Origin of the sequence: Novosphingobium sp. TCA1 (assembly GCF_009811895.1) — a bacterium.
Taxonomy (GTDB): domain Bacteria; phylum Pseudomonadota; class Alphaproteobacteria; order Sphingomonadales; family Sphingomonadaceae; genus Novosphingobium; species Novosphingobium panipatense_A.
Genome location: NZ_BLJH01000003.1, coordinates 41,033 through 66,793, shown reverse-complemented (window position 1 = coordinate 66,793; position 25,761 = coordinate 41,033). Strand labels below are relative to the sequence as shown.

The window sequence follows — 25,761 nt, the reverse complement described above, 5'->3', positions numbered from 1 at the left end:
GACGGCCGGGATGGAGACGATCACGCCCGATGGTCGCGGTCAGCTCACCACGGACATGGTGTTCTTCCGGCTCGAGCAGACGGTGCAGCTACCTGCCGGAAGCGGGTGGAGCCAGTACGGCAACAACTCCGGCCAGCGTGACGTGTTCATTGCCGGTCTGACCATCGCCGACGCGCCCATGCCTGCACTCACGTCGGCCGGGGGCTCGTGGGCCGAGATCGTTTCCACGTCCGGGGGCGGTATCACGTACCGCGTCTACAGCGTCGGGCCGAGCGACGTGACGCTGCTCGTGTTCTCGCAGAGGCGCCCGCCCGTCAGCGCTCACATGGCAGGCTGCGAACTGTACAAGCCCGATGGCTCGATCGTGTTCTCTTCGGATTATCCGATTGCGCGTCCGCTGGGGATCCTCTCGAACACGGGATACAGCGGCGTATCGCTGGCGGGGCGGAGCGTCGCCCATGTCCCGCAGAAGCAAGAAGCCAACTCGGCCGTGAACTATACCTATACCGGCCAGGGTTCCTGCCAGATCGGACCCTATCAGGGGTACCAGGTCTACCAGCGCAATCAGTGGTCCCGGACAAGCGTGGTGGCCTCCGGCAGCACCGCAGCGGCCGGTGGCAATTTCTACTCCGACAGCGGCACGATCCAATACATGTGCGCGTCGTCGCCCTCCGGTGTGCCGCTCAGCCAGCAGATCGGCAGCCTGGGTGGCTGGCGCAGCCTCATCCTCGATATCACCAACCTCTAAGGATCCCGATCCATGTACATCATCCAGGACATTCCTGGGGCGACCCCGCTGTTTCACAAGATCGGCGCGGTCACCATCAACGGGCCCGCAATCATGGTGTCGATCGACACCGTCTCCGCCGAGCCGCAGCCGGTCCCCGGCGGCGTCTCCACCGCGTTTTATGGCGGTCGGAGCTATACCCTCCCGGAGGGAACTATCCCGGAGGAAAACGTCTCGCAGCGAGCCGTCAGCGAGTGGATGATTTCGCCCGCCGGTCCGTTCCCCGGCTCGCAGCTCTCCAGCGATTCCGACTTCCTCTACGTCTCGAAGCGGGCTCTGCTCGCGGCAAAGGTCCGCAATACGCGTGATCAAGTGCGCGACGGCGGATGCCTGGTCGAGATCCAAGGCGTCGCGCGGCGGGTGGAGACCGATGCCACGAGCCGCGTGAATATCTCCGGCTCCGTGGTCATGGCGATGCTTGCACTTCAGAGCGGCGACGAGTTCACCACCGATTGGCGCATGGCTGACAACTCCATCATCGCCCTCGACGCGGCCGACATGATCCAGCTCGGCAAGACCGTCGCCAACTTCGTCGAGGCGGGCCAGCGCCGCAAGAATGAGCTGGACGCGCTGATCGGCACGATCGCCCAGGGCACGACGGAGCAAGAGCTTGCCGAGATCGAGGCGCAGATCCTCGGCGGCTGGCCCGAGTAAGTCCATGGCTCCGCTCGCGGCGCCCGACTACTGGGCCGACGTCATGCGCTGGTGGGCCTTCGTCGGCGCGCCGCTGGGCGCGGTGCCCCTCGCCCGCAAGCTGCGCGAGCTGGCCACCCTGTGGCACCTCGGCATCCGGGACCCGGTGACGGTTTCGCTCAAGGTGATCCTGCTGGCGGGCGGCGCGCTGCTTTGCTTCCTCTGCTTCAGCTTCATCGCCGGTCTCGTGATCCCGTTCACCAACCGCGTCCCCGGCTTCGACATGCAGAGCATCAGCTTCCGGGCGGTCATGGCTGCCGCCTGGACCATGGCGGGCATCGCCTCCTGGCTCTCCGCAGTCGCCTTCGCCCGCGGGCGATGGTTCATGGCCGGCGCGGCGGCCACCTGGTTCGTGGCGGTCAGCTTCGTCACTGTTGCAACGGCGGGGTGAGCATGCGGGCAGATGCAATTGCGAAGTACGCCCCCGCCCTCGTCATGGCCCCCCTCGGGGCGCTCGACCCCATAATCGGCAGTATCGCGTTCGGCATGGTGACCGGCTGGCTCGCCATTGCGGGCGTCATGCACGAGCAGGGCCGCCCGTTCCGCGAGATCCGCCGGGCCATGGTGACCTCGCTCCTTATCGGCGGCGGGGGCGCGCTGTTCGCCATGTTCGCCGTCAGCAAGCTGCGCCTGGACCCGCTCGGCGCGGCCATCGCCTCCTTCACGATCGCGTTCGGCGGGGTGAAGGCCATCAAGTCGCTTTCCGGTGCGGCCCTCAAGGTCGTGCAGTGGGTCTTCGTCAACTTGGCCGACGATGCCGAGAAGATCGGCCGCGAGCGCGCCAAGGCCCAGCGCATGCTTTCCGAAAACACAAAGGCAGATCGGGCCCGGCTGGGCCTCAAGGAGGATTGAAATGGACCCCCGCTCTCTTCAGCGCACTCTCGGCGTCACCGACGATGGCATCTTCGGCCCGATCAGCCGGGAAGCGCTCCGTTCTCGATTCACGAACATGCACGCCCCAGCCGTGACGGCCGGGGAGATCGCCGCCTTCGCCGCGCGGCTGGGATGCAGCGTCAAGCAGATCAACGCTGTCGCCAAGGTCGAAAGCTCCGGCGGCGGGTACGACAGAAACGGTCGCCCCAAGATCCTGTTCGAGCGGCACCTGTTCCACCGGCAGACCAAGGGCAAGTGGTCCGTGAGCTCGTTCAGCAACCCCAGCGCGGGCGGCTACCGCGAGGATAGCTGGGACAAGCTCGGGCTCGCCTGCGGCAAGGACCCGGACGCGGCCTTCGCCTCGTGCTCGTGGGGCAAGTTCCAGGTGCTCGGCAAATGGTGGGACGAGTTCGGCTTCGCCAATCCCTACGAGCTGGCGTTCTCGACCGTGGGCAGCGAGGCCGCCCACTACGAGCTGCTAGCCCGATACATCGAAGTCTTCGGCCTGGTGGACGAGCTGCGCGCCCTGAGCACCGACCCGAATGCCTGCCGCGCATTCGCCAAGGGTTACAACGGCCCCGCCTACGCGAAGGACGGCTACCACACCAAGCTCGCGGCGGCGATGGCATGACGACGAAGTGCGACCGCGACGGGGACCGGCTCGTCCTCATGCTGATCGGCGGGGGGATCATAGCGATCATCCTCGCCATCATCGCCTCGCTGGCCTTCGCTCGGCACATGCCGGACTGGGCCGAAAGCGTGCAGTCCGCGATCGTCGGCGGCGCGCTGGTGAAGCTGGCCGATGTGCTGTCGGCCCTCGTCACGCTGTCCGGCGGGCGGGAGCGGGAGAAGCTGACGGACCAGCTGTGCCAGTCCACCCCGATTGCCGAGCCCCAACCGGTTCAGGTGGTCAACGGTCCTGATGCGCCGGTGCCGGTGGAGGGCCAGCCATGATCCCGCTCGCGAAAACGGCGTGGAAGTGGCTCGGCGGCCTGCCGGGCGAAGCGTGGATCCTGATCGGCGGCGGCGCGGCGCTGGTCGGCTTCCTCGTCTGGAACCATTTCGACAACGCGGCGGCGATCGAGCAGCACGACCAGGCGCGCGCGGCTGCCGGTGCGGCTGGGCGCGAGAAGTCGGCAGAAGAGAATGTGGCCGACGCCTTCGAGAACCAGCGGCTCCGCGACCAGCGCGACGCGGCGATCGCGCAGGCCGCCGCGACGGAAGCCGCCAAGCCACCCGAAGCGCGCGCCACGACCGCGCCGCAGGCCCTCGCCCTCAACTGCGCCATTGCCCGCGAAGACTACACGGCGGCCGAGCTGGCGAAGATGTCCGAATATCAGGAGCATTGCCGATGATCCGCCTCGCCGCCCTCTCGCTCGCCCTGCTCCTCGCCGGGTGCAAGACGTGTCCCGCTCTCGACTTTCCGCGCGCGGCGGACGTCGCGGCAATCACCGCGCCGCGCCCGAAGATCCCGCCCGCCGCGCTCGACCCGGAAAACCCGACTGCCGCCGCGAACTACCAGTCGGCGGATCGCGCATGGAGCAAGGCGGTCAGCGATTCTGGCGGGCGCATCTGTCGTTATCTGGCGCGCTTGGGAATGCCGGGCATCGTATGCCCTCCCGCTCTACCAGATGACGCCGCAGCGCGGGGTGGTGCTACGGCGTCTGAGAGGTAGCTGCGGACCGGGCTCGACACCGGCTGTCAGGCTATCTCGTTTCACCTGACCCGACCGCCGAAGCGGTGACTTGAGCGGGCGCGTCCATCCGCGCTGCCGCAGCCTCAGGAAAGGTATCATTTCCCAGGGAGGGAACAACCGCCCTTGTCACATGTTAATCCATCACCTCGGCGGATTAACCCCCGGTTGCACCGAGTGTGAGGCCGTCCCTTTTGCGGGGGACGGCCTCTTCGCTTCATAGGGCCACGACGCCCACCAGGATCACACAGCAGCCAAGCGCAGCCAATATTCGGCGGATGCCAGGACCAAGGCTTCCGTCCGCGAGTATGGCTATAGCGGCCAACGAAACTCCGAACACGACGGCGGCAAACAGTAGATAGAGGTGCTCGACATGCATCAGGGAAACTCCTGACCGATTCTCATGTGTCACCGAATTACCACTTCCAAAAAGGCGCCGAATTAAAAATCGATAAGGCATTGGAACCTTTTGTGACTTGCGACATTTTGTCGCCGGTCCTCAGGAAGTAACTCTGTTACCTGCCAAGGCCACCCTTTTGCGCGAAAGTGCAAGGCGACCCAAACTTGAAAGCCCGGGGCAATCAGAGGCCTCGGGCCTTTTCAGTTATCGTCTCAGCTTGTGAAGCCGCGGAAAGGGATCGTCATGCCGTCTCCCCAGGGCGACCGGACCCGGAAGCCCTCCCAGCAGACCATCTCATGGTCTCCATCATGGCCCTTGGGCCTCAGGCAAAGCGACAGCCGGTCCTCGCTGGGCTCCCGGCATTGCCCCGAATTGAGCAGGAAGCCTTCGCGCGGGTAGGCGTGGACAACGGCGCTCACAGGGATAGCCAATCGAGTTCGGCGTCGTCCAGCGCCTCCCAGTCGTCTCCGCTGGCCATGCGCCGCTGGAGCCATTTCCGGGCATCTTCGATGTCCCCGGCGCACGGAAACGTCGGGTCCCCAGCCGCCGCCTCGGCTAGGCCGCCGATGAAGCCGACCCGGCCCTGCTGAGCGACCAGCCATGTGCCGAAAGGTATCACGTCGGCAGCGCTGACTTCCCGAACACCCATACCAAACCGTCCCGAATCGTCCCAAAGCGTTTCGCGTTGTTCCATATTTGTTCATATTTGGAAAGGGACCGCGGTGCCGGATCGACGTGCGGTGTCGCCGTCAGCCATTTCGTCGCTTCAAACAAGCTTGTTCAATTTCCCTACTCTCTCCAACTCGCTCCGTCTCGAAGGACTTAGCTATTTCAACTTAGCAAGTTGACTCTGAAGTACTTTTCCGGCTCCAATCTCCGAATGTCTTTGAGCGATAAAGAATACGGTTACGTCGCGTACATCGATGAAGCTGGTGATCCCGGTCTAAAGCGCGTTCGTCCAATCGATCAGAACGGCGCGAGTGAGTGGCTGGTCTTGAGCGCAGTTGTCATGCAGGCAAAACGCGAACCTCACGTTCTCAATTGGACCCAAGATATTATTTCCAACCTTGGTGTGAGGCAGCGCAATGACCTGCATTACCGCACCCTGTCACCGACCAGAAAAATCTCGGCTGGCGAACAAATCGCAAGACTCCCAGTCCGAGCATTCGCCATATGTTCTAACAAAAAGAATATGCGCGGCTATCACAATGCCAGGGCGGCTAAAATGCCATCTCAACAATGGTATTATAACTTTTGCATTCGTCTTCTACTTGAACGCGTTACAGCCTTTTGCGCGGCTCGAACGATGAAAGATCATGGCGAAAGCAAGCTGATAAAAATCGAATTCTCAGAGCGCGGCGGCATTAGATACAGCCAAACGGCGGCCTACCAATATTATCTGGGTCAACAGCAGCAGGGGGGGCAGGTCTATCTGAAAAAGCGCGAGCCAGTGATGGCCATGCTAGACTGGGATCTGATGGCCGCTTTTCCTCATCAGGAGCGCGCGGGCCTGCAACTTGCCGATTATGTGGCGAGCGCCTTCTATCAGGCTATCGATTGCGGGGGACCAGGAGTTTGGGACGTGGAGCCCGCCAAAACCTTGGCTCCAATCCTTCCGAAGGAAGCAGGATCGCATCGCGATTTTGGGGTGGCACTCTTTCCAACCCCAGCGTGGAGAGCCGATCTGACCACCGATCAGAAGAGAATTTTCGAATTCTACGGGTATGATTTTACAAGGTGGTAGGCCCCCGGCACCCGAACCTTGCGTGCTGTTAGGATGCCATCCTAAGGGCAACCGTCACTCAAGGGGCAGCTTGTTCTTTCCTCAAGCCACTAGGCTTATCCAGCGTTGCCTACCGTAGCCGCATATAGAACAAGCAACGAACAATGTCAAGATTCATCCAAAGATTCCATGAGGTTAAGGTTAAACCACTGTAAAGGAATCCCTTTCCTTCGACTTCGTCGCTAAATCGTCAGCAGCTGAAGCAGCTGCGAGCGGTCGAAACTTAATTCATATCAGCTCCTCTTGTCTTTCGGTTAGAAAGGATATCGGTCAGTTACGGCGGGGTCCGGCCAAAATGTCATCGGCTGGGCACATGCCCTTCATGAGCATGTCGGCCCACTCCTGAGACAGCTCGCGGCGGCGTTCCATGTGCCCGGCGCGGTCATAGGCCGCCTTCACCTTGTTCTCCGGCACGTGCGCGAGCATCAGCTCGATGACGTCCGAATCGTCCAGCCGCCGCCGCTTCTTGGCCAGATCGTTCATGGTGGTGGAGAAGGTCGCGCGCCAGCCGTGCGGGACGTGCCGCCCGTGATAGCCCACGCGGTTGTAGAGGTAGCTCATCGCGTTGCCGCTGAGCGGGCGCCCGCTGCTTCGATGCCCAGGAAATACCAGCCGCCCCCGGCCGGTGAGCCGCCGCACGGCGCGCAGCACGTCGACAGCCTGCCAGGACAGCGGCACCAGGTGCTCGAAGACCTCTTCGTCCTTCTGATCGACCTTCAGCTTCATCCTGTGCGCCGGGACCCGCCATAGCGGCTGGAACGGCCCGAACTGGCGGTCGCTCCAGTCGATGCCCTCGAACTCGCTCCATTCGGCGGCGCAGACCATTCCCGGCCGGGCCTGAGTGAGCGCAAGGAGCCGCGAAGCGAGCTTGGTGATAGGCGACGCCGCGCTCGCCTCCGCCTCCTTCAGCAGCTTGCGACCTTCCGTCGGGTTGGCCAGCGCCGGCTGCCGCCCCGCCTTGGGCATGGGCTTCAGCGCCTTGAGCACGACCGCCGCGGGGTCGACCGTCGCGATGCCCTCACCGATCGCATAGACGAACACGGCCGACACGCGCTGGCGCAGCCTCCGCGCCGTTTCGATCGCTCCGCGGTCCTCGACCACCCGCAGGACCCGCAGGATGGTGGGAGAATCGATCTCCGCCAGCGGAAGGGTGCCGAAGAAGGGGAAGATGTCGCGTTCGAGCGACAGCAGGACATCGGCCTGATGAACCGGTGTCCAGCGATCTTTGTACTGTTCGTGCCAGGTGCGGGCGATCGTCTCGAAGCTCAGCGCCTGTGCTGCCTCGAAGCGCGCCCTCCTGGTCTCCTCCTGCTTGCGCTTCCGCGCTCCGGACGGATCTTCCCCGTTGCGGATGCGCTGCCGGGCCTCATCGCGTTTCGCGCGCGCCTCGCTCAGCTTGACCTCGGGATAGGGCCCGAAGGTGAGAAGCTTCTCCTGCCCATGGAGGCGGAACTTGAAGCGCCAGGACTTCAAGCCCGTCTTCGCGACATAGAGATAGAGACCATTCGCGTCCGACAACTTATAAGGCTTGTCGCGCGGCTCGGCGTTTTTCACTTCCTTGTCTGTCAGCATGCGCCTCGGGGTATCGTACCCCCTCCTTTCCGCAATACCCCGCCTTGTACCCCACGATACCCCTTGCAGGGAAGGAACAAAACGGGACCGATTGGGACAAGGTATAGCCGACAGAACGCACGAAATCAGCCCCTTGCGGGACTGTTTGGGGCTGATCTGGATGGGTAAGTGGCGGAGAGGGTGGGATTCGAACCCACGGTACGGTTGCCCGTACACTGCATTTCGAGTGCAGCGCATTCGACCACTCTGCCACCTCTCCGCTAGAGATGCGATAGCGATGGAAGGTCTCCATCGGGTCGGGAAGCGCGCCGATAGCCCGGTCGATCGGACTTGCCAAGCCCCTGTTTTCAAAAAATGGGGATTGTCCACAAGCGTTGCTTGTGAGCAAGCCGCAGGAAACCTATATTTCCCTTATGAACAAGGCGTCTTTTTTTTCCCATACGGCGGGTCGCATCATCAATGCGCCGCGTGAAACGCGCGCTCGATTCGCGATCGGGGATGTCGTTCGCCACAGGAATCACGACTTTCGCGGTGTCATCTTCGATATCGATCCGGTCTTCGCCAATAGCGAAGAGTGGTACGAATCCATCCCGCTCAACGTGCGGCCCCGGCGCGACCAGCCTTATTACCATCTGCTCGCCGAGAACGAGGAATCGAGCTACGTCGCCTATGTCAGTCAGCAGAACCTGATGGGGGATTCCGAAGGCGGCCCTGTCGACCACCCTTCGCTCTCGCAGATCTTCGACGACTTCGAAGACGGGCGATACCATCTGCGGCGCGGCCTCACACACTGAGGCCGCTACAGGCACTGGAATACAAGAAGGCCCCGGTCGCCAGCGACCGGGGCCTTCTTGTATTCCACACATCCTGACGGAGTTTCAGCCCTTGAGCTTCCAGCCCGAACGCAGGACCAGGTAGACCACTGCGGCGAGCGCCGCGTCCAGCAGTCCCATGCCGAGCGCGCTGTGGAGGACGGCCATATTGGTGTCCCCGATGTCGCTGACGCCCAGGAAACCGAAGCGGAAGCCGGAAATCACATAGAAGAACGGGTTCAGGCGGCTGATCGCCTGGAAAGAGGGGGCGAGGTTGTCGATCACGTAGAAGGTGCCGGAAAGCAGCGAGAGCGGGGCGATCACGAAGTTGGTAACCGCCGCGTTGTGATCGAACTTCTCCGCCCAGATCGACGAGAGGAAGCCCAGCAGCGAGAGGAAGATCGATCCGGTCAGGCCGAACCAGACCACCGCCCAGGGGTGCGCGACCGACAGATCGACGCCCGGCCAAAGCAGCATGGCGCCGGTCAGGGCAAGGCCGACCAGCACGGCGCGGGTCACGGCTGCCCCGGTCATCGCCAGCATGAGTTCGCCTTCGCTCAGCGGCGGCATCAGATAGTCGATGATCGTGCCCTGGATCTTGCCCGCCAGGAACGAGAAGCTGGCATTGGCGAAGGCGTTCTGCATCATGCCCATGACGATCAGGCCCGGCGCCACGAAAGTGGCGAAGTTCACGCCCAGCACTTCGCGCCCGCCCCGGCCCATCGCCACGGTGAAGATCACCAGGAATAGCAAGGTCGTGATCGCCGGTGCCCAGATCGTCTGGGTCTGGACCTTGAAGAAGCGCCTGACCTCCTTCATATAAAGGGTCTTGAGCCCCTCCCAGTTCACCTGATGGATCAGGGGTTCTCCCTTCGCCGGGAACTGGCGGGCCGAAACGGTCCGGGGCGCGATGCTTTCGGGCATGGTCCCGTCGGACGTCGGCAGTTCGGTCGAATTCGTTTGATCGGGCATGGACCGGCGAGTATCGGCTGCGGCTTTCCAAGGCAAGCCGCGCCACGGAATTTTGGGGCGATTCTCACGTCGCCCGGTCAAGAGATGGAACACGAATGAGCTGGACGGACGAGCGGATCGAGAAGCTGACCAAGATGTGGGAGGGCGGAGCTACCGCCAGCCAGATCGCGGACGAGCTTGGCGGCGTCAGCCGCAACGCAGTGATCGGCAAGGCCCACCGCCTCGGCCTCAAGGCCCGCCCTTCCCCGGTAAAGGCCAACGAGAAGCCCGCGCGCCCTGCGCCCGCGCCCAAGAAGCCCAAGCCGGTCGAAGCCGCGCCCGCAGTGCCGGAACCCAAGGCGGAGGCGCCTGTCGTGCGCGCCGCGCCGCCGCCTGCCGCCCCGGCGCCCCGTGCTCCCGAACCGGCGGCGCCCGCAGCTGCGGCCGGCCCCGGTGCTCTGGATGCCGCTCCGGCAGCGCCCAAGGGACCGCGCGTGGTTTCGGTCGGCCCCGGCGGCTTCCTGCGGCAGGGCCCCGGCGATCAGCAGCAGCCGATCCCGCCCGCGCCGCCCCGCCGTCTCGTTCCCGCCAAGCCCAGCGCGGACATCGCCGACAAGACCAGCCTGCTGGATCTGAGCGACCGCGTCTGCCGCTGGCCGATGGGCCACCCCGGCGAGCCGGACTTCCACTTCTGCGGCGAAAAGGTGAACCCCGGCTTCCCTTATTGCGTCGAACATTGCGGCCGCGCCTATCAGGCCCAGCTGCCGCGCGGCGCGCGCCGTCCTCCTCCGCCGCTGCCGTTCGGCGGCCCGCGGGTACGCTGATCCCATGACGAAGGCGCGGCAAGCCAGGTTGCCGGTTCTGTTCGCAGGCCGACTGGCCGCCGCGCCTTTTCTGTTTGCCGCCGGTCTGCTTCTGGGCCCGGCCGCATCTGCTCTGGCCCAAGAAGCCCAGACTCCGGCCCAGGCGCCTGCTCCGGCCACTGCCCCGGTGCCAGCCACTGCCCCGGTGCCGGCCGAGCATGTCTACGTCGCCCTCACCACCAGCGCGGGCGTGATCGTGCTGGACCTCGACAAGACCCATGCACCGCTGACCGTCGCCAACTTCCTCAAATATGTGGACGCCAAAAGGTTCGACGGTGCAAACTTCTACCGGGCCATGCACCTGGACTGGGGCGATCAGCCCAACGGACTGTTGCAGGGCGGCCTTCAGGGCGTGAACGTCTTCCCCCCGGTCGCCCATGAGCCAACCAGCGCGACCGGCCTCAGTCACAAGGCAGGGACGATCTCCATGGCACGCTTCGCCCCGGGCAGCGCCACGGCCGACTTCACCATCATGCTGGGCGACATTCCTTCGCTGGATGCAAAGCCCGAGGCTGCCGATCCCGACAGCCGCGCCGGATTTGCCGCCTTCGGCCATGTCGTCGCCGGGATGGACGTGGTTCGCAAGATCTGGGACGAGCCGCGCTCGTCGACCAAGGGCGAAGGCGTGATGAAGGGGCAGATGCTGGACCCCATGGTCAAGATTGTCAGCGCACGCCGCGTCTCCGGCCCGCCGCCAGCCCCCTGAGAGTTCCCGGGAGCCTGATGGTTCCCCCCTTACCAAGAATTCACCGGCTGACGGAGCGTTAGCTGCCGCGAGCAATCCGCCTTTCGCGGGCTTTAGCGGTCTTTCGATTATCTTGTAATTTCAACGTCGCATAGGCGCCCTATCCCCGGCTCCATCGTCTCACCTGGCGGTGGTAAGAGATAGTTTACTGTGTTTCTGACCGAATACGGGAAATCCCTTAGTTGGTTGTACTGGGTCCTCCAGCCATTGCTCCGGCAGGGGTTGTGGAATTCCCTCTCAGGTCCGGGGGCACGGACTGCATCTATTCGGTCTGATGTACTGTTGAGAGTGCGATGATAGAAAATTTACCTTTCAATTGCGCCGGCGAGGCCGGTCCAAATGTCGTTTCGCACGAAGAGTTCTGGTTCTCGCTGAAGGTGAGAGTTGATTCAACGTCTCAGCTTTGGCAGGCGGCCGCGCTTCGCTGCATGAGCCAGTCGGACATGTCCTACGAGGACGTGGACGAACTGATCGGTCCTATCGACGATCCGTCGATCGCGGACTGCCTGATGATCCTGGCTTTGCCCGACCGGGTGCCGGGATGCACCAGGCTGGACGTGGCGCTCCAGGCGTCGGAGAGCCCGCCCATGGCGGCGCCGCTCGGCAGCAGCGACTGTCGCAGTACGGTGGGCCAGTCCTGAACGAGAAAAGCCCCTGAACCGAAATGCGGTTCAGGGGCTTTTCTGTTTCCATACGGTTCAGCGACCGCGAGGCCGGAGAAGCGCCCTCTCGGACACTTCCCCGGCAGATCCTCAGCTGTCGATATTGGTCCCTGCCGCCGCGATCGCGACGAGGCCGGAGGCCGACATGCGGATGCCGTTCACGCCCAGCATGATGTTGGTGCCGTCGGTCACCACGTCATTGACGATGGCGACCGAGTTGATCGTGGTGTCCAGCGTATTGCCCGCGCTGTCGGTGGCCTTCACGGAGAGCGTGTAGGCGCCGTTTTCGGCCTTGGAGCCATCCGCCTTGGTGCCGTCCCACTTGTAGGAGCCCTGCGCCTCGGCATCGAGCGTCACGGTGTTGACCACCTTGCCCGAGGAGTCCTTGATCTCCGCCGTGATCGCGGCAGGCGTGCCCTCGACGTAGTAGGTCCACTGCGCCGGCGCATCGCCGAGACCGGCTACCGGGGAATCGAAACGCGCCTCGCGACCGATATAGTTCGAAGCCGCCGACATCTGCTGCGAAGCAAGCTGGCCGAGGATATCCCCGAGCTTGCCGGTCTGCTGGATCGACTGTTCGACCTGCGAATACTGCACCAGCTGCTGCGTATATTCCGAGGTGTCCATCGGATCGAGCGGATCCTGGTTCGTCATCTGCGTGGTCAGCAGCTTGAGGAACAGGTTGTAGTCGGACAGCAGCCCGGAGGAGGAGGTTGCTGTGGTATCGTTCGTCGCCGTGGACGAAGTGCCTGAAACGGTGGTCATTGCTCTGGTGCCTTATGCCATGAGATCGACATGGCCGCTGCTCCTCAGCGGCCGGTAGATCGGGTCGTCGCTCCCGCCGAAGCCATCGGAAAGACCGCCGCCCTGGGACTGAAGCCCCGCCTGGCGGCCTTGTTCGCCCTGCCAGCGCTGCCCGCCGCCCTGACCGCCCGAGCGGCTGTCGAAGCGCAGGGATTGCCCGTCGGAGCGTACGCCTGCGTCGGCCAGCGCGCGGTTCAGGTCGGTGGCTTCGCGGCGCAGCATGTCCAGCGAGGACGCGCTATCCGCCGAGACGACGGCGCGCAGGACGCCGTCGTGATCGAACGAGAGACGCACGTCGATCCGGCCCATGTGGCGCGGATCGAGGCGGATCAGCAGGTCGTCGCTGCCCTTGTCGAGCGCGCGGGCGATCTCGACGCCGATGTCGTTGCCGAACTGGCCCTGCTGCACGGCAACCGTGGCGCTCTGCGGCGTCGATTGGGCGGCGGGCGCATAAGGCAGCGCGGATGGGCGCGCGGCGGTGCCGGTCAGGGTCTGGGTGAACAGCGGCGCCGAAAGGTTGGCATCGGCCGAGGATGCGCCCTGATCCGGCGCGGCATCGGCGGGACCGGCAGCGGTGGTCGGCACATTCTGGGCGCGTGCCCCCGAAGGCTCCTGCACGGTGCGTTCGAAACCGGCAGGCGCGCCCGCCTTCGCCAGCTTGGCGGAAGTCTTGCCGGAGGTCGCCACCGCGCTCTCGGCCTTGTCCTTGCCGGCCTCGGTCGCGGGAGCAGCGGCATCGTCATGCACGGGCGGCTGCACGACCGCGAGTTGCGGTTGGAGAGATGCGGCGGCCGTCTGGGGCGGCGCGGCTTGATTGGTCTGGACGGGCAGGACGAGGTCAGAAACTTCGGCATCGTGCCGGGTCGCAGGTGCCTCTGCATCGGCCGGGGCCTGATCGCCGTCGGCACCTTCCGCTTCAACCGTCTGTGTCGCCTGGTCCCCTGCACTATCGCCGGACGAGGCCGCCTGCTTCACCAGTTCCGGCAGGACCGGCTGGTCCGCAGCGACGTGCGGCTTGATGTGCTCGGCAGCGGGTGCGTGCGCGGATGCAGCGGGCTTTGCCGCCACGCCCAGGCCCACCGGCCGGGTATCGGCGGAAACCGCCTGCTGAACCGGAAGTTCGAATTCGGCCTGCGGCAGAAGCGCGGCGTCACCGGAAAGGGCATCGGCAGCCGGAGCTGCCGCGAGATCGGCGGTCGCCTGCGCATCGGGTAAGGGCGCATTCGCTGTCCCGGAGGGCTTGCCGGAGACCGCCTGCGCGGCACCCAGCAGCGACTGGAACGAGCCCGTCGCCTGCCTTGCGCTCTTGAGCGATCCGCCACCGGCAAGGCTGTCCGCCGCAGGCGCCGCAGAGGCGCCGCCGCTTGCCTGGGCGGCCATCGGAAACAGGGAATTCACGGAAACCGGCATTACTGGACGTCTCCCGGCCGACAGATTGCGGCCATCACTTCATCATAGAGGGATCGCGGCCCGACCGGTCGCATCTCCCCTGTTCGTCGGACCTGTCGGCCCCGCCACTCAACTCACTGCCGTCCAGCCCACCGAGCCGAGGCTGCGCAGGCGGGCGCGTGGATGGATCTCGTTCTGCGAAAGCACGACCGTGGCGGGGCGCACGCGTTCGATGATCGAGCGCACGAAAGGCCGCAGCGGCGGGCTGGTCAGCAGGCAGGGGATCTCGCCCTGTCCTGCGAGGCGATCGTAAGTGTCGCGGACCGAGGCGATGAAGGCCTGGAGCTGCGAGGGCGCCATGGCCAGATGGCGGTCGTCGCCCTGGCCGATGATGGCCTCGCCGAATGCCTCGTCCCACTCGCCGCCCAGGGTGACGATCGGGATCGTCCCGTCGAAAGTCTGCTGCGCCGAGATCTGGCGGGAAAGACGGGCGCGGACATGCTCGGTCACTTGCGTGAGGTTGCCGGTCATCGCCGTGGCCTCGGCCACGCCTTCCAGGATCGTCGGGATGTCGCGGATCGAGACGCCCTCGGCCAGCAGGTTCTGCAGCACGCGCTGCACGCCGGAGATCGAGATCTTGCCGGGGATCAGGTCCGCGATCAGCTTCTCGGTATCCTTGTGGACTTCGTTGAGCAGCTTCTGCGTCTCGGTATAGGAAAGCAGGTCGGCGATGTTGTCCTTGACGATCTCGGTCAGGTGGGTGGTGACCACCGTGCCGCAGTCGACCACGGTAAGGCCGCGGAAACCGGCTTCCTGCCGCATGTCGCGGTCGATCCAGAGCGCGGGAAGCTGGAACACCGGCTCCTTGGTAGGCTCGCCGCGAATGCCGATGTCCTGCCCACCCGCGTTGATCACCAGCAACTTGCCGATACGCAGTTCGCCGCGCGCGATCTCGGTTTCCTTGACGTAGACGATGTACTCGTTCGGCAGCAGCGCCATATTGTCGAGAATGCGGACCGAAGGCAGCACGAAGCCGTAGTCGATCGCCATCTGGCGGCGCAGCGCGCGCACCTGATCGTCGAGGCGCGGTTCGGCCTGGGAATCGTTGATCAGCGGCAGCAGGCCGTAGCCCAGCTCGATGCGCAGCGCGTCGATGGCCAAAGTGCGCGAGATCGGTTCCTCGGCCTGCGCCTCCATCTGCTGCTGCTTGGCCATGGCCTCCTGCATGCGCTCCTGCGCGGCATTGGCCTGGGCCTTGCGCGACATCGACCAGGCGAACCAGCCGCAGGCCCCGCCCAGCGTGGCGAAGGGAATGAACGGCAGGCCGGGCATCAGCGCCAGCGCGCCCATCAGCACGCCGACGATACCGAAGGCCTTGGGATAGCGGCCGAGCTGCTCGCCCAGCGCCGCGCCCGTCTTGCCGACCACACCGCCCTTGGACACGAGCAGGCCCGCGGCCGTCGAGACGATCAGCGCCGGGATCTGGCTGACCAGGCCGTCGCCGACCGTGAGGATGGTGTAAGTGGTGAAAGCCTCGCCGAACGGGACGCCGTGGATGGCGACGCCGATGATCAGGCCGACCACGATGTTGATCGCGGTGATCAGCAGGCCGGCGACCGCATCGCCCTTCACGAACTTCGAGGCACCGTCCATGGCGCCGTAGAAGCCGCTCTCCGCCTCGATCTCGGCGCGGCGCTCGCGCGCCTGCGCCTCGGTGATGGTCCCGGCATTGAGGTCGGCGTCGATCGCCATCTGCTTGCCGGGCATGGCATCGAGGCTGAAGCGCGCCGCCACTTCGGCGATACGGCCCGCACCCTTGGTGATGACCACGAAGTTGATGACGATGAGGATCGCAAAGATGGTGAGGCCGATGACGGTCTCCCCGCCCATCAGGAACTCGCCGAAGGCCGCGATCACGCCGCCTGCCGCCTGGTGCCCCTCATGCCCATGCCCCAGGATCAGGCGGGTCGAGGCAAGGTTGAGGCCGAGGCGCAGCATGGTGACGATCAGCAGGATCGTCGGGAAGCTCGACAGTTGCAGCGGCTTCTCGATGAACAGGGCCGTCATCAGGATCAGCACCGAAGCGGTGATCGACAGGGCCAGGCCCATGTCGAGCAGCCAGCCCGGCATCGGCAGGATCAGCATGCCGATGATCGCACTGACGCCCAGCGCCAGCGCGAGATCGCGGCTGGGGCCGAGGCGCGTCAGCAACTGGTCCAGCCTTTGAGAGACGATAGCGTTCATCGGGTCACCGGGTGTGTTCAGTCAGTGGCAGGTGGGAGCGATCAGTGGCGGATCAGGCCGGGCGGCACGGCCACGCCGTCCGACAGGAACGTGCGCAGCTTGTTGCGCATGGTCCGAACCGAGATCCCCAGCATAGAGGCGGCATTGGTGCGGTTGCCCCGGCAATGCTCCAGCGTCTTGAGGATCAGCTCGCGCTCCACGTCGGCGATGTTCTGGCCCACGAGTTCGGAAACTGCGGTACCAACGGAAGGCCCCCTGCCCTCGCCCCCCTCGGCGCGCTCACCCCGCAAGCGGGACAATACGTCGTCGAGGTTAACGGCGATATCGACCACCACCAGGTCGTTGCGGGCGCGGTGCCAGTCCTCGAAGACGGTGGAGTTGGCGGTGCCCACGGCAATGCTGGCGGGTGAACCGCGCACCATTTCCACGGCCAGGCCCATCGCATTGCCGAGATCACCCACCAGCATGAACCGTGTAGGATCGTGTTCGGAAGGAGGCATCATGCCTCCTGCCGGACAATTTCGGTGAGCGTGATGCCCAACGTGCTGTCGATCAGCACGACTTCGCCGCGCGCGATCAGGCGGTTGTTGACGAAGATGTCCACCGGTTCGCCGACGCGGCGGTCGAGTTCGACCACCATGCCCGGCTTCAGGCGCAGCAGTTCGCCGATATCCATTCGCGACCGGCCGAGTACGGCCTGGACCTTCACCGGCACGTCGAACACGGCCTGAAGGTCGTCCGGCGTCGGCGGCGTGGTGGGGCGGGGAGACTGCACGGCGGCATCGTCGCCCGGCAGGTCTGCCGGGGTCTCGTCGGAAAGGTGAGCAGGCGCGAGTTGGCGCGGCTCGAGCTCGTCGCTCATGATCATACCCTTTAACTGTTCATCCATTGACGGATTACGGATGCGGATTCTGCGGGACTGGCCGAAATGGCGTCACCGATGCGGCGCAGGGCGGAGAGCTTGATGCGGCCGTCGACCTGGGCGAGCGCGATTTCCTGATCGAGCATCTCGCCTTCCTCGGCGCGCATTTCCTCCAGCTTGCGCATGGCTTCCTCGTCGCCTTCGGCGGCGCGCTCGTTCAGCGCCATCATTTCCGCGTCGTCGGCGGTCAGGCGGCGCTCCACCACGCCTTCGACCAGCGGCGGCTCGGCGGGCTTGGGCCTCAGCATGCGCACGGCGAAGAGGATGATGCCGCCCACGATCAGGATCTTCAGAACGTCGAAGATGCGGTCCCAGGTCAGGCCGAAGGGCAGGCCGCCTTCCGATCCTTCAAGATCGGCGGGCGCACTGAAGGCCATGTTCTCGACCACGACGCTGTCGCCGCGATCGGCATCGAAGCCCACGGCGTTCTCGACCAGCCGCTGGAGACGCTGCACTTGCGCGGCGGGCAGGCCCTGCGGGCCGCCGTCCACCATGACCGCCACGGTCAGGCGCTTCACCTGGCCCGGCGTGCGCACCGCCACCTTCTGGGTGCGGCTGTTCTGGTAGGTCGTGTCTTCCGAAGTCTCGTTCTGGGCGGAGCGGCGCGCGTCGCCGCCACTGCCGTTGACGTTGCCCTGGTTGTCCGGGAGCTGCGAACCCACCGTCACGCCCTCGGCACCGGCAGAGTTCTCGTCGCTCTGATTGTTGGATTCCACCGTGGTCTGGTGGGAAATGACCTGGGTATCGGGATCGAAGACTTCCGATTCCTCGCGCACCTGATCGCGTTCGAGCACGGCGGCCACTTCGGCGCGCACCTTGCCTTGGCCGACGATCGGTTCGATCATCGCCTCGATTTCGCTGCGCAGGCGCGCTTCCACGGAATTCTGCCGGTCTTCGAGATTGCCCGCACCGGCATCGCCGCCCTCGCCCGCCCGCGCCAGCAGCGCGCCGGTCTGGTCGACGATCGAGACCGCTTCGGGATTGAGATCGGGCACGGCCGAGGATACGAGATAGCGGATCGCCTGGACCTGTTCGCTCGAAAGACGCCCGCTGGTCTTCACCGTTACCGAGGCGCTGGCCTTGCGCGGTTCGGTCTCGAACATCGCGCGGTCCGGCATGACCACATGGACGCGTGCCTTGCTGACCTTTTCGAGGCTTTCGATCGAGCGGACCAGTTCGCCTTCGATCGCCCGCGTCTCGTTCATCTTCGCGCGCGAGGAGGAAATGCCAAAAGGCTCCTCGGCATCGAGCACTTCATAGCCGATCTTGCCGCCGAGTTGCTCCGAGGCCATCGACATGCGCAGCTGTGCCAGCTTGTCGACAGGCGCCATGACCGCAGTACCGTCCGCGGAAATCTGGAAGGGAACATTCTGTCCCTTCAGCTTCTCGGTGATCGACTGGGCCGCCGAAGGATCGAGATCGGTATAGAGATAGCCCATCTCGGCCGCAGGGGTGCGGAAGGCCATCCATCCCAGTCCGACCAGCAGGGCAAGGGCCACGCCGCCCATCAGCAGGGCCCGGCGAGGGCCGATCTGCTCGATAAAGTTCCGCAACGGGTTCAAAAGTCGCCTCGTGTGTCAGCGGCGTCACCCCCTGGTGTCGCCCCTGACATTATAGGATAAACCGCTAGGCAACTCTTGCCGGGAACAGGAAAAGTTTACGCGGCGCCTTCCTGGCCGGCGGCGGTTCCCAGAACGCCTGCAAGTTCGGCCAGAACCGCGGCGCGGCGCGATGCCGCATCGACGTTGAGGCCGCCTTCCGCCCAGCCGATATGAGCGTCGCCCAAGGGCAGCGCCTCGTCATCGACGACGACGATCGACATGGAACGGCGTTCGCGGGCACGGCGATCCTCGACCAACCGTTCGATATCCTCGCGCATGGCGGGATTGGCGCGGATCGAGAGCGCGGTATCGCGCGCCACCTGATCGAGCGCGCGCGTCAGCGCCTCGTCGATGGCCCGCGCGGGCTGCGCGGTGATCGCATGTCCCGCCAGCAATTCCGCGGCCTGGAGCGCGATCGCCCCGGCCTCGGCCACGACCTGGTCCATCACCGCATCGAAACGGCGCTCGACATCGTCGATGGAGGCATGAAGCGCGTCGGTGGCAGCCAGCATGGCTTCCGCCCGCTCGCCCCGTGCCTGCTCCAGCCCGGCCTCGAAGCCGTCGACACGCGCCCGTGCGAGTTCGGCAACGTGGTCCTCGTGCAGGCGCTCGATCCGGGCCTGGAGTTCCGCGACATGCTCGCGCAGTTCGTCGTGTCGCCGCTCATCGACCGGCTCGCTGGTAGGAAAACGAAATATCCTGTCGAAACCGAATGGCTGAATGGTCATGGGATCCTCCATTATCGCCGCACCCTCGGAATTCGTAAATACTTTCAATACCTGAGCTTTCGCTTTGACGAAACAGGTTTGGTCCCGCTTCGCCCGGCACCGCCCCATTCCCGGATCGATGCCGCTTCCGGGCCGGAACCCGGATAAAGGATCAATAGATCATCGCGTCGTCGCTCTTGGGATCGACCAGCATGATCTCGCCGCGATCGCCCAGCGACTTGGCCAGGCGTACCAGCGCCGTCTGCGCTTCCTCACATTCGCGCGCACGAACCGGGCCCATCGCGGCCATGTCGTCGCGCATCAGCTTGGCGGCACGTTCGGTCATGGCGCCGAAGAACATCTTCTTCATCTCGTCCGGCGCACCCTTGAGCGCCAGAGCCAGTTCGCGCTTGTTGCAATTGCGCACGATCACCTGGATCGCGCCCGGCAGCAGGTTGCCCAAATCCTCGAAAGTGAACATGAGCGCGCGAATACGTTCGGCCGATTCCGGGGCCTTCTCGTCGAGTGCGCCCAGCATCGCTTCCTCGGTCGAACGATCGAGCGCGTTGAACAGTTCGGCCATGGTCTCGTGCGGATCGCGGCGCTGGGCGCGCGACAGGTTGGTCATGAACTCGCTCTTCAGCGTCTGCTCGACCTGGACGATCACGTCCTTCTGCACGGTGTCCATCCGCAGCATGCGCATGACGACATCGGTGGCGAATTCGCGCGGAAGTTCGGCCAGCACCCGCGCCGCGTGATCGGGGCGCAGCTTGTGCAGGATCACCGCCACGGTCTGCGGATATTCGTTCTTGAGATAGCCCGCGAGCACGGCTTCACTGACGTTGGACAGCTTGTCCCACATCGTGCGGCCGGAAGGACCACGGATATCCTCCATGATCTCCTTCACCCGGTCCGCCGAAAGGATACCCTCCAGCAGCCGCTCGGTGGTCTCGTAGGAACCGTGAAGCGAGGCCATTGACGAGACTTCGCCGGAAAACTGCACGAGCAGATGCTCGACGACGACCGAGGGCACCCGGCCGAGCTGGGCGATCGTGGAAGACAGCTCCTTGATTTCCTCGGTCGTCAGCTGCTCCCAGATCGGTCCGCCATGATCGCGGCCGAGAGCGAGCATCAGCGCGGCAGCGCGCTGCATCCCCGAGTATTTCTTGAGCTCCGGCGGCTCAACAACCGCAGCCATCATCGTCACTTCGATACCCCCGAAAAATTGCTCGATCCCGTACGGTCAGGGCCATGTTCCCTCTATTTATAGGAGAATGACCCGCGCAACCGCCCGATGGAGACAGAATTGACGATAAATTTAAACAACGGGTTGATCGGCCTCTCTGTCCTGGGCGGAACCAGCGCCTATTCCGCGCTTTCCACCTCGCTTGCCACCCTGGACAGCGCGGCGGTCATGAAAGCCAAGAAGGCCTTCACGCTTGCCGTGCCCGAGACCACGCCGCCATGGCAGGAAGATGCGGATACCAGCCCGGTCAGCTCGCAGATCCTGGCCATCAAGAAGATGCTGTCCCTCGTCGATACGACCAAGGACAGCAATCTTGAGGATCTGCCGGACGTGCAGACCGCCTTCACCACCTACAAGACGCTGGACCGGCTGCGCATCCTAGCCGAAAGCGCGGCCAAGGCGACCACTTCGTCCACCGAACGCGCCTCGCTCCAGCAGGCCTTCGCCAAGGGCCTCGCCGATCTCCAGGCCTATCTCGGCGGCGCCGAGACCGACCTGCTGAACCTGAATTTCGGCATGCCCGCCAGCGGCCAGTCGACAGTCGGCATCAACGCGGGCGTCACCTCTTCCAAGGTGACCGGCCAGGGCGTCTCCAAGACCCGCGATGCGGCGATCGCGGGCATGACCGGCAATGAGGTCTTGCAAGTCACCCTGACCCGGGGCACCACCACGGAAATCGTCACCGTCGATCTCTCGCAGACGACCCAGCCCCCCACGCTCGATTCCGTCGCCGCCGCGCTCAATGCCGCCATCGGCACCTCGCAATCGGTCGATGCCAACGGCAATCCCGTCGTCGATGCGGACGGCAATCCCGTCAGCAAGTGGAAGTCGAACTTCACGGTAGAGAAGAACGACGGCAAATGGGGCCTGGTGTTCAACCCGGCCGGTATCGAGAAAGCCGCCATCGACCAGGTCGGCGGCGGAGACGCGCTGATCGTCGCCAGCGGCGAAACGGCATACGGCTCCCCCACCGCCGCGCGCATCTACAAGGTGGAGGATCTCGAAGGCTCGCTGACCTGGCAGCGCGAGAGCAAGCTCAATGGCGTGGATGCCGACGCCACCGCGCGCGCCAAGGCGGCGGGGACGGCCACTACCACCACCACAAGCTCCTCCTCCACGACGGACACCACCGAGCCCGACTATACGGTCGCCGCCGCGACCCAGGCGCGCGCCATCGTCACCGACGAGCAGGGCTTCAGCTATGTCGTCGGCACGACCGCAGGCGATCTCGGCTCGAACATTTCCGACGGCAAGAACGACCTGTTCCTCACCAAAGTGGACAGCGAAGGCAATGTCGTCTGGCAGCGCACCCTGGGCGCGGCAGGCAGCGCCGAAGGCGCGGCGATCTCGCTGGCGCCCAATGGCGACATCGTCGTCGCGGGTTCGGTCAGCGGCGCGTTCAACAGTGCGGACGACAGCCAGACGGACATACTCGTCTCCCGCTTCAGCGCCGCCGGCGCCGAACTGTCCTCGACCGCGATCCGGCAGATCGGCAATGAAACGGCCAGCGCGGTCACCGTGGGCGACGACGGCAGCATCTATGTGGCCGGCAGGGCGTCCCAGGGCGGCGGCGACGCTTTCGTCGCCCGGCTCGACGCCACCGGCAAAGTGCAGGAACGCCGCCTGATCGACAGCGGCGGCAGCGATTCCATCACCGCCCTCGCCATCGACGGCAGCGGCAACCTTCTGGCCCTGACCAACGAGGGCGGCACCGCATCCGTCCGCCGGTTCGATGCCGCCTCGCTGTCGACGGACCTCGGATCTATCGCGCTCGGCAACGTTTCCGCCAGCGCCATCGCCGTGTCTGACAGCGGCGAGATCGCCGTCGTCGGCACCACCTCCACGGCAGTCAGCGGAAGCCAGGTCAATGCCATCAGCGGCGGCCAGGACGCTTTCGTCACCCGGATCGACAGCGCCCTGTCATCGGCCACCACGACGTACATCGGCACTTCGGCCTCGGACAAGGCCGACAGCGTCACTTACGTGAACGGCACGCTCTATGTCGGCGGACGTACCGCCGGTGACCTCGGCGGCACGAAATCGGGCACCGTCGACGGGTTCGTCGCCCGGATCGATTCGGCCACGGGCACAGTCGAGAACATCTCCCAATGGGGCATGCACGGCCTTACGGCCGAGCCGGTGAAGATCTCTGCGGCCGTCGGCGGATCGACGGTCCTGGGCGCGCTCGGCCTCAGCCGCGGCACGATCAACCAGCAGGAATCGACGACGCTCACGTCCCAGACCAGCCTGCGCGCGGGGGATCAGTTCACCATAAGGGTCGACGGCGGGGCCACGCGCACGATCACGATCGACGCCGACGAGACGATGGCGACGCTCTCCACCAAGATCCAGCGCATCACCGGCACCAAGGCGACGATCACCACCCCGCGTGTGGATGGTGAGACCACGCTGCGGATCCAGGTGAAATCGGGCTACAAGATCGAACTCGGCGCCGGCGCCGACGGCAAGGACGCACTTTCGAAGCTGGGCATCGATCCTGTCCGCCTGGTCGCATCCAAGACGCCGGAAAAGGACGCGCCAAAGGTATCGCCCGGCGGCACCTACAGCATGAACCTGACGACCGACCTTACCCTGACCAACGCCAAGTCCGCAGCTACGGCGCTGGCCAAGATCAATTCCGCCCTGTCGATGACCCAGTCCGCCTATCGCTCGCTCTACTGGGATTCGGGCAAGACCGCCCTTGTCGATGGAGCGCTCGGGTCCGGCGGCGGGTCCGCCTACCAGCAGAAACAGCTTGCCAACTACCAGGCCGCCCTGTCGCGCCTGACCGGTTCCTGAGGTAATCCCAGATGTCTTCACTTCCTCCTATCTTCGACGGCATGGGCCAGGCGATGAAGTTCATGGCCGAACACCAGCGGGTGATCGCCGAGAACATCGCCAACAACGAAACGCCCGGCTTCAAGGCCCGCACGGTCGACGCCCCGGATTTCTCCTCGCTCGTCTCCCAATATGGCGAAACGGCGGGAGCGCCGCGCGTCTCGCGGCCGAAAGTCGAACTCTCGGGCAGCATGACCGCTCTCGGCGCGCGGCCGCCGCAGGCGGGCAGCCATATCGTTCTCGACGGCGAGACCACCGAAACCAAGCCGGACGGCAACAATGTGACGCTTGAAGATCAGCTGCTCAATCTCGGGCAGGTACAGGCCGACTTCGCGGCCATGACCAATCTCTACCGCAAGCAGATCGGCCTGATGAAGACCGCCCTCGGCCGCGGCTGACCGCGCTCCAGGCGATTGCTCCGGTGCTCCAGAAAGGGGCGCGGTCCTGCCGGGATCGCGCCCTTTTCCTTGAAAACCGAACGTCGGCCGTCCTTCTACCCCTAAAGAGGTATCCTTCACCTCGTCCCGTCAGGATGGGAATTCGCCGCCGACGCGGTTTCGTTCAGCCTGCCTTCAAGCTAGCCCATCCTATTCTGGATAAAGAGGTGGGCTGAATTTCAATAGGAGGGGAACGGAATGAACGATGAGACGTTCAAAAACAAAATATATATGTTTCAGATTTTTAACTCTTCGTTTGTGCGATCATCGCGTCATTCGCAGCGCCCACAAATGGTAGGAAAGTTTTTCCTGCAACGAAGCTGAAATTTCCAGGAAACACCACATGACTACCCGTTATGGTGCAAAATAGGAAGGATACTGGTGGAAGTTATTGCCGGGGATCGCAATCCGACCCACTTTGGCACGATATACATAATGGATTATTGACCGAGTGGGCGTTCCGTGGAACAAATTCCTCATCCATAGCCAGATTTAAGAGCTTCAATGACCCAAAAACCGCTTGGATCGCAGAAGCGGACTGGGAAGGCGCTTGCAACGGCGCCGACCGCAATCGAGATCGATGCTTACCGCACGCTCGTCTTTCCGAACCGCATCCGCAAATTCCGAAAGCAGTTGAATATTGGATCGCTGCTTGAGTTGTCGGATAAACTTCCGACAATCACCTATATTCGCCTCTCCAAGATCGAGCGGGGCGAGATCTTCGCGCGTGCCGGAGAGCTGCGGGATATTGCCGCCGCCCTGGGCATCGATGCGGCAGATCTGCTGATCGATATCGACGATCCCGAATTCGACATCTCGGCCTGGGCCGATCCGCTTCATGCCGCCGACCGGGCCGACCCGGAAGCCGAACGTTTCGCGGTGCTCCTGGCAGCGGCCCTGCGCAACCGGCGCGCTTCAGACAATGCACTGACGATCGCCGCGTTGGAGCAGGAATACGGGATCGCCCCGGTTATCCTTTCCCGGATCGAGAATGCCCTGAAGCCTTACGATCGCTGGAACGAAGACGTCCGCGCTTCGCTGCGCCGCCTCTTCGCCGCCGCCGACGATGCCCAGCTGACCGCCGTGGTTCATGACGCCTATCAGCGCGGAGAACTGGACACGGTCCTGCCGCTGGTGGCCAACCCCGAACTGCGCATCGCCAAGTCCCGCGCCCGTATCGGTGCGCTACGCGGTGAGCTGCAGCAGGCTCCCGCCGCCCGCGCCGAGCCCCTTGGCCGAGGGCTGCCGCAGACCCTGCTCGAACGCTCCGCCGCAAGGCAGAAGCCTTCGCCCGAGGCGGTAGAGACTGCGGCGAGCGCGGATACGCTTGTTGCCGAAGCCCCGCCCCAGCGTCTTGTACCGGTATTCGGCAGCCCCCTGCCCGAAGGCCTGATCGCGCGCACCCCCGCCGGAGACCAGGTCGAGGCGCCCCGCAGCGCCGGGCCGCGCGCCTATGGCCTGCGTCTCGGGCGCCCGACCCTGGGTGCGGGCCTGCCGGGGCGGTCGATCCTGGTCGTCGATCCCGATCGCTTCCCATCGGCCGGCGGCCTTGCCGTCGTCACCGAAGGACAGGGCCTGCGCGTGCTGTCGGTCACGCTCGACCGGCACGGCCGCATGCTCGGCTACAGCGAGAATCCCGATCTGGAGATCGCGATCGACGAACTCGATCCGGCTGGCCTCGCAACCGTGGTGGCTGCTGTTTTCGAATAGATGACGGTAATTGACATCTCCTCCGGCCC

28 protein-coding genes and 1 tRNA gene are annotated in these 25,761 nt (G+C 64.6%); 16 read left to right on the top strand and 13 right to left on the bottom strand.

What is annotated here, in order from left to right; genetic code table 11:
• Positions 1 to 10 precede the first annotated feature (10 nt).
• The 8 genes from NTCA1_RS05460 to NTCA1_RS05425 are packed head-to-tail and all read left to right on the top strand — an operon-like array spanning position 11 to position 4,028.
• The gene (locus NTCA1_RS05460; protein ID WP_159829094.1) at positions 11 to 748 is read left to right on the top strand and encodes a hypothetical protein; all 738 of its coding nucleotides are present in this window, start codon (positions 11 to 13) and stop codon (positions 746 to 748) included.
• Between the two features lie 12 nt (positions 749 to 760).
• Positions 761 to 1,441: a DUF4376 domain-containing protein gene (locus NTCA1_RS05455; protein ID WP_159829092.1), complete on the top strand. Its 681-nt coding sequence runs from the start codon at positions 761 to 763 to the stop codon at positions 1,439 to 1,441.
• Positions 1,442 to 1,445: 4 nt separating this feature from the next.
• Positions 1,446 to 1,871, top strand: a complete 426-nt coding sequence (locus NTCA1_RS05450) for a hypothetical protein (protein ID WP_159829090.1) — start codon at positions 1,446 to 1,448, stop codon at positions 1,869 to 1,871.
• Positions 1,872 to 1,873: 2 nt separating this feature from the next.
• Entirely contained in the window at positions 1,874 to 2,332 is a 459-nt protein-coding gene (locus NTCA1_RS05445) for a hypothetical protein (RefSeq protein ID WP_159829088.1), read from the top strand.
• Position 2,333: 1 nt separating this feature from the next.
• A complete protein-coding gene (locus NTCA1_RS05440) occupies positions 2,334 to 2,984 on the top strand; it encodes an N-acetylmuramidase domain-containing protein (RefSeq protein ID WP_159829086.1) in 651 nt (216 codons plus the stop codon).
• Positions 2,981 to 3,307 (top strand): hypothetical protein, encoded by a 327-nt coding sequence (locus tag NTCA1_RS05435; protein ID WP_159829084.1) that lies wholly within the window; start codon positions 2,981 to 2,983, stop codon positions 3,305 to 3,307. Before NTCA1_RS05440 ends, NTCA1_RS05435 begins: the two co-directional genes overlap by 4 nt.
• On the top strand, positions 3,304 to 3,708 hold the full coding sequence (locus NTCA1_RS05430) for a hypothetical protein (RefSeq protein WP_159829082.1): 405 nt from the start codon (positions 3,304 to 3,306) through the stop codon (positions 3,706 to 3,708). Before NTCA1_RS05435 ends, NTCA1_RS05430 begins: the two co-directional genes overlap by 4 nt.
• Complete coding sequence (locus NTCA1_RS05425; RefSeq protein WP_159829081.1) at positions 3,705 to 4,028, top strand: hypothetical protein; 324 nt, start codon at positions 3,705 to 3,707, stop codon at positions 4,026 to 4,028. The genes NTCA1_RS05430 and NTCA1_RS05425 overlap by 4 nt, the downstream gene beginning before the upstream one ends.
• Positions 4,029 to 4,658: 630 nt before the next feature.
• Here the strand turns inward: NTCA1_RS05425 and NTCA1_RS05420 are convergent.
• Together NTCA1_RS05420 and NTCA1_RS05415 are read right to left on the bottom strand one after the other, a co-directional pair.
• Entirely contained in the window at positions 4,659 to 4,865 is a 207-nt protein-coding gene (locus NTCA1_RS05420) for a hypothetical protein (protein WP_159829080.1), read from the bottom strand.
• On the bottom strand, positions 4,862 to 5,140 hold the full coding sequence (locus tag NTCA1_RS05415; RefSeq protein ID WP_236549112.1) for a hypothetical protein: 279 nt from the start codon (positions 5,138 to 5,140) through the stop codon (positions 4,862 to 4,864). Before NTCA1_RS05415 ends, NTCA1_RS05420 begins: the two co-directional genes overlap by 4 nt.
• A gap of 192 nt (positions 5,141 to 5,332) precedes the next feature.
• Here NTCA1_RS05415 and NTCA1_RS05410 point away from each other — a divergent pair, with 192 nt between their 5' ends.
• The gene (locus tag NTCA1_RS05410; protein ID WP_159829079.1) at positions 5,333 to 6,190 is read left to right on the top strand and encodes a DUF3800 domain-containing protein; all 858 of its coding nucleotides are present in this window, start codon (positions 5,333 to 5,335) and stop codon (positions 6,188 to 6,190) included.
• Between the two features lie 309 nt (positions 6,191 to 6,499).
• Here NTCA1_RS05410 and NTCA1_RS05405 read toward each other — a convergent pair whose 3' ends face one another.
• Both NTCA1_RS05405 and NTCA1_RS05400 read right to left on the bottom strand, forming a co-directional pair.
• On the bottom strand, positions 6,500 to 7,801 hold the full coding sequence (locus NTCA1_RS05405; RefSeq protein WP_159829078.1) for an integrase arm-type DNA-binding domain-containing protein: 1,302 nt from the start codon (positions 7,799 to 7,801) through the stop codon (positions 6,500 to 6,502).
• Positions 7,802 to 7,970: 169 nt separating this feature from the next.
• Positions 7,971 to 8,060 (bottom strand) — tRNA-Ser (locus NTCA1_RS05400).
• Between the two features lie 154 nt (positions 8,061 to 8,214).
• On the opposite strand from NTCA1_RS05400, the gene hspQ reads away from it, so the two are divergent.
• Positions 8,215 to 8,595: a heat shock protein HspQ gene (gene hspQ / locus NTCA1_RS05395; RefSeq protein WP_159829458.1), complete on the top strand. Its 381-nt coding sequence runs from the start codon at positions 8,215 to 8,217 to the stop codon at positions 8,593 to 8,595.
• A gap of 84 nt (positions 8,596 to 8,679) precedes the next feature.
• Here hspQ and NTCA1_RS05390 read toward each other — a convergent pair whose 3' ends face one another.
• Entirely contained in the window at positions 8,680 to 9,585 is a 906-nt protein-coding gene (locus tag NTCA1_RS05390) for an ABC transporter permease (RefSeq protein WP_374705162.1), read from the bottom strand.
• Between the two features lie 95 nt (positions 9,586 to 9,680).
• On the opposite strand from NTCA1_RS05390, the gene NTCA1_RS05385 reads away from it, so the two are divergent.
• From NTCA1_RS05385 to NTCA1_RS05375, 3 genes are all read left to right on the top strand, one after another.
• Positions 9,681 to 10,388 carry a GcrA family cell cycle regulator gene (locus NTCA1_RS05385; RefSeq protein WP_159829077.1) on the top strand — a complete coding sequence of 236 codons (708 nt, stop codon included), beginning with the start codon at positions 9,681 to 9,683 and terminating at the stop codon, positions 10,386 to 10,388.
• A gap of 28 nt (positions 10,389 to 10,416) precedes the next feature.
• Positions 10,417 to 11,133, top strand: coding sequence for a peptidylprolyl isomerase (locus tag NTCA1_RS05380; protein ID WP_374705161.1), 717 nt, complete (start codon positions 10,417 to 10,419; stop codon positions 11,131 to 11,133).
• A gap of 467 nt (positions 11,134 to 11,600) precedes the next feature.
• The gene (locus tag NTCA1_RS05375; protein WP_143840416.1) at positions 11,601 to 11,813 is read left to right on the top strand and encodes a hypothetical protein; all 213 of its coding nucleotides are present in this window, start codon (positions 11,601 to 11,603) and stop codon (positions 11,811 to 11,813) included.
• 111 nt (positions 11,814 to 11,924) lie between these two features.
• On the opposite strand, the gene NTCA1_RS05370 is transcribed toward NTCA1_RS05375, so the two are convergent.
• The 8 genes from NTCA1_RS05370 to NTCA1_RS05335 all read right to left on the bottom strand — a co-directional run bounded on the left by NTCA1_RS05370 (position 11,925) and on the right by NTCA1_RS05335 (position 20,702).
• Positions 11,925 to 12,599 (bottom strand): flagellar hook assembly protein FlgD, encoded by a 675-nt coding sequence (locus NTCA1_RS05370; RefSeq protein ID WP_159829075.1) that lies wholly within the window; start codon positions 12,597 to 12,599, stop codon positions 11,925 to 11,927.
• A gap of 12 nt (positions 12,600 to 12,611) precedes the next feature.
• Positions 12,612 to 14,048: a flagellar hook-length control protein FliK gene (locus tag NTCA1_RS05365; RefSeq protein WP_159829073.1), complete on the bottom strand. Its 1,437-nt coding sequence runs from the start codon at positions 14,046 to 14,048 to the stop codon at positions 12,612 to 12,614.
• A gap of 108 nt (positions 14,049 to 14,156) precedes the next feature.
• Positions 14,157 to 16,271, bottom strand: coding sequence for a flagellar biosynthesis protein FlhA (flhA, locus tag NTCA1_RS05360; RefSeq protein WP_086491356.1), 2,115 nt, complete (start codon positions 16,269 to 16,271; stop codon positions 14,157 to 14,159).
• Positions 16,272 to 16,312: 41 nt separating this feature from the next.
• Positions 16,313 to 16,771 (bottom strand): helix-turn-helix domain-containing protein, encoded by a 459-nt coding sequence (locus NTCA1_RS29040; protein ID WP_086491405.1) that lies wholly within the window; start codon positions 16,769 to 16,771, stop codon positions 16,313 to 16,315.
• Positions 16,771 to 17,133 carry a flagellar motor switch protein FliN gene (gene fliN, locus NTCA1_RS05350; protein ID WP_133083512.1) on the bottom strand — a complete coding sequence of 121 codons (363 nt, stop codon included), beginning with the start codon at positions 17,131 to 17,133 and terminating at the stop codon, positions 16,771 to 16,773. The genes NTCA1_RS29040 and fliN overlap by 1 nt, the downstream gene beginning before the upstream one ends.
• Before the next feature lie 11 nt (positions 17,134 to 17,144).
• Positions 17,145 to 18,755: a flagellar basal-body MS-ring/collar protein FliF gene (gene fliF / locus NTCA1_RS05345; RefSeq protein WP_086491355.1), complete on the bottom strand. Its 1,611-nt coding sequence runs from the start codon at positions 18,753 to 18,755 to the stop codon at positions 17,145 to 17,147.
• A 95-nt stretch (positions 18,756 to 18,850) separates the two neighbouring features.
• Positions 18,851 to 19,522, bottom strand: coding sequence for a FliH/SctL family protein (locus NTCA1_RS05340; protein ID WP_236549111.1), 672 nt, complete (start codon positions 19,520 to 19,522; stop codon positions 18,851 to 18,853).
• Positions 19,523 to 19,673: 151 nt separating this feature from the next.
• Positions 19,674 to 20,702, bottom strand: a complete 1,029-nt coding sequence (locus tag NTCA1_RS05335; protein ID WP_374705164.1) for a flagellar motor switch protein FliG — start codon at positions 20,700 to 20,702, stop codon at positions 19,674 to 19,676.
• Positions 20,703 to 20,807: 105 nt separating this feature from the next.
• On the opposite strand from NTCA1_RS05335, the gene NTCA1_RS05330 reads away from it, so the two are divergent.
• The 3 genes from NTCA1_RS05330 to NTCA1_RS05320 all read left to right on the top strand — a co-directional run bounded on the left by NTCA1_RS05330 (position 20,808) and on the right by NTCA1_RS05320 (position 25,732).
• Entirely contained in the window at positions 20,808 to 23,546 is a 2,739-nt protein-coding gene (locus NTCA1_RS05330) for a hypothetical protein (RefSeq protein WP_159829067.1), read from the top strand.
• Positions 23,547 to 23,557: 11 nt separating this feature from the next.
• Complete coding sequence (locus NTCA1_RS05325) at positions 23,558 to 23,983, top strand: flagellar biosynthesis protein FlgB (protein ID WP_086491352.1); 426 nt, start codon at positions 23,558 to 23,560, stop codon at positions 23,981 to 23,983.
• A 696-nt stretch (positions 23,984 to 24,679) separates the two neighbouring features.
• On the top strand, positions 24,680 to 25,732 hold the full coding sequence (locus NTCA1_RS05320) for an XRE family transcriptional regulator (RefSeq protein WP_236549110.1): 1,053 nt from the start codon (positions 24,680 to 24,682) through the stop codon (positions 25,730 to 25,732).
• Positions 25,733 to 25,761 lie beyond the last annotated feature (29 nt).

What these genes read in the sequence shown, in the direction of transcription:
- NTCA1_RS05460 (WP_159829094.1), top strand. Translation starts at nt 11, where the DNA reads ATGGAGACGATCACGCCCGATGGTCGCGGTCAGCTCACCACGGACATG.
- NTCA1_RS05455 (WP_159829092.1), top strand. Translation starts at nt 761, where the DNA reads ATGTACATCATCCAGGACATTCCTGGGGCGACCCCGCTGTTTCACAAG.
- NTCA1_RS05450 (WP_159829090.1), top strand. Translation starts at nt 1,446, where the DNA reads ATGGCTCCGCTCGCGGCGCCCGACTACTGGGCCGACGTCATGCGCTGG.
- NTCA1_RS05445 (WP_159829088.1), top strand. Translation starts at nt 1,874, where the DNA reads ATGCGGGCAGATGCAATTGCGAAGTACGCCCCCGCCCTCGTCATGGCC.
- NTCA1_RS05440 (WP_159829086.1), top strand. Translation starts at nt 2,334, where the DNA reads ATGGACCCCCGCTCTCTTCAGCGCACTCTCGGCGTCACCGACGATGGC.
- NTCA1_RS05435 (WP_159829084.1), top strand. Translation starts at nt 2,981, where the DNA reads ATGACGACGAAGTGCGACCGCGACGGGGACCGGCTCGTCCTCATGCTG.
- NTCA1_RS05430 (WP_159829082.1), top strand. Translation starts at nt 3,304, where the DNA reads ATGATCCCGCTCGCGAAAACGGCGTGGAAGTGGCTCGGCGGCCTGCCG.
- NTCA1_RS05425 (WP_159829081.1), top strand. Translation starts at nt 3,705, where the DNA reads ATGATCCGCCTCGCCGCCCTCTCGCTCGCCCTGCTCCTCGCCGGGTGC.
- NTCA1_RS05415 (WP_236549112.1), bottom strand. Translation starts at nt 5,140, where the DNA reads ATGGAACAACGCGAAACGCTTTGGGACGATTCGGGACGGTTTGGTATG.
- NTCA1_RS05405 (WP_159829078.1), bottom strand. Translation starts at nt 7,801, where the DNA reads ATGCTGACAGACAAGGAAGTGAAAAACGCCGAGCCGCGCGACAAGCCT.
- hspQ (WP_159829458.1), top strand. Translation starts at nt 8,215, where the DNA reads ATGAACAAGGCGTCTTTTTTTTCCCATACGGCGGGTCGCATCATCAAT.
- NTCA1_RS05390 (WP_374705162.1), bottom strand. Translation starts at nt 9,585, where the DNA reads ATGCCCGATCAAACGAATTCGACCGAACTGCCGACGTCCGACGGGACC.
- NTCA1_RS05385 (WP_159829077.1), top strand. Translation starts at nt 9,681, where the DNA reads ATGAGCTGGACGGACGAGCGGATCGAGAAGCTGACCAAGATGTGGGAG.
- NTCA1_RS05375 (WP_143840416.1), top strand. Translation starts at nt 11,601, where the DNA reads ATGAGCCAGTCGGACATGTCCTACGAGGACGTGGACGAACTGATCGGT.
- NTCA1_RS05370 (WP_159829075.1), bottom strand. Translation starts at nt 12,599, where the DNA reads ATGACCACCGTTTCAGGCACTTCGTCCACGGCGACGAACGATACCACA.
- NTCA1_RS05365 (WP_159829073.1), bottom strand. Translation starts at nt 14,048, where the DNA reads ATGCCGGTTTCCGTGAATTCCCTGTTTCCGATGGCCGCCCAGGCAAGC.
- flhA (WP_086491356.1), bottom strand. Translation starts at nt 16,271, where the DNA reads ATGAACGCTATCGTCTCTCAAAGGCTGGACCAGTTGCTGACGCGCCTC.
- NTCA1_RS29040 (WP_086491405.1), bottom strand. Translation starts at nt 16,771, where the DNA reads ATGCCTCCTTCCGAACACGATCCTACACGGTTCATGCTGGTGGGTGAT.
- fliN (WP_133083512.1), bottom strand. Translation starts at nt 17,133, where the DNA reads ATGAGCGACGAGCTCGAGCCGCGCCAACTCGCGCCTGCTCACCTTTCC.
- NTCA1_RS05340 (WP_236549111.1), bottom strand. Translation starts at nt 19,522, where the DNA reads ATGACCATTCAGCCATTCGGTTTCGACAGGATATTTCGTTTTCCTACC.
- NTCA1_RS05335 (WP_374705164.1), bottom strand. Translation starts at nt 20,702, where the DNA reads ATGATGGCTGCGGTTGTTGAGCCGCCGGAGCTCAAGAAATACTCGGGG.
- NTCA1_RS05325 (WP_086491352.1), top strand. Translation starts at nt 23,558, where the DNA reads ATGTCTTCACTTCCTCCTATCTTCGACGGCATGGGCCAGGCGATGAAG.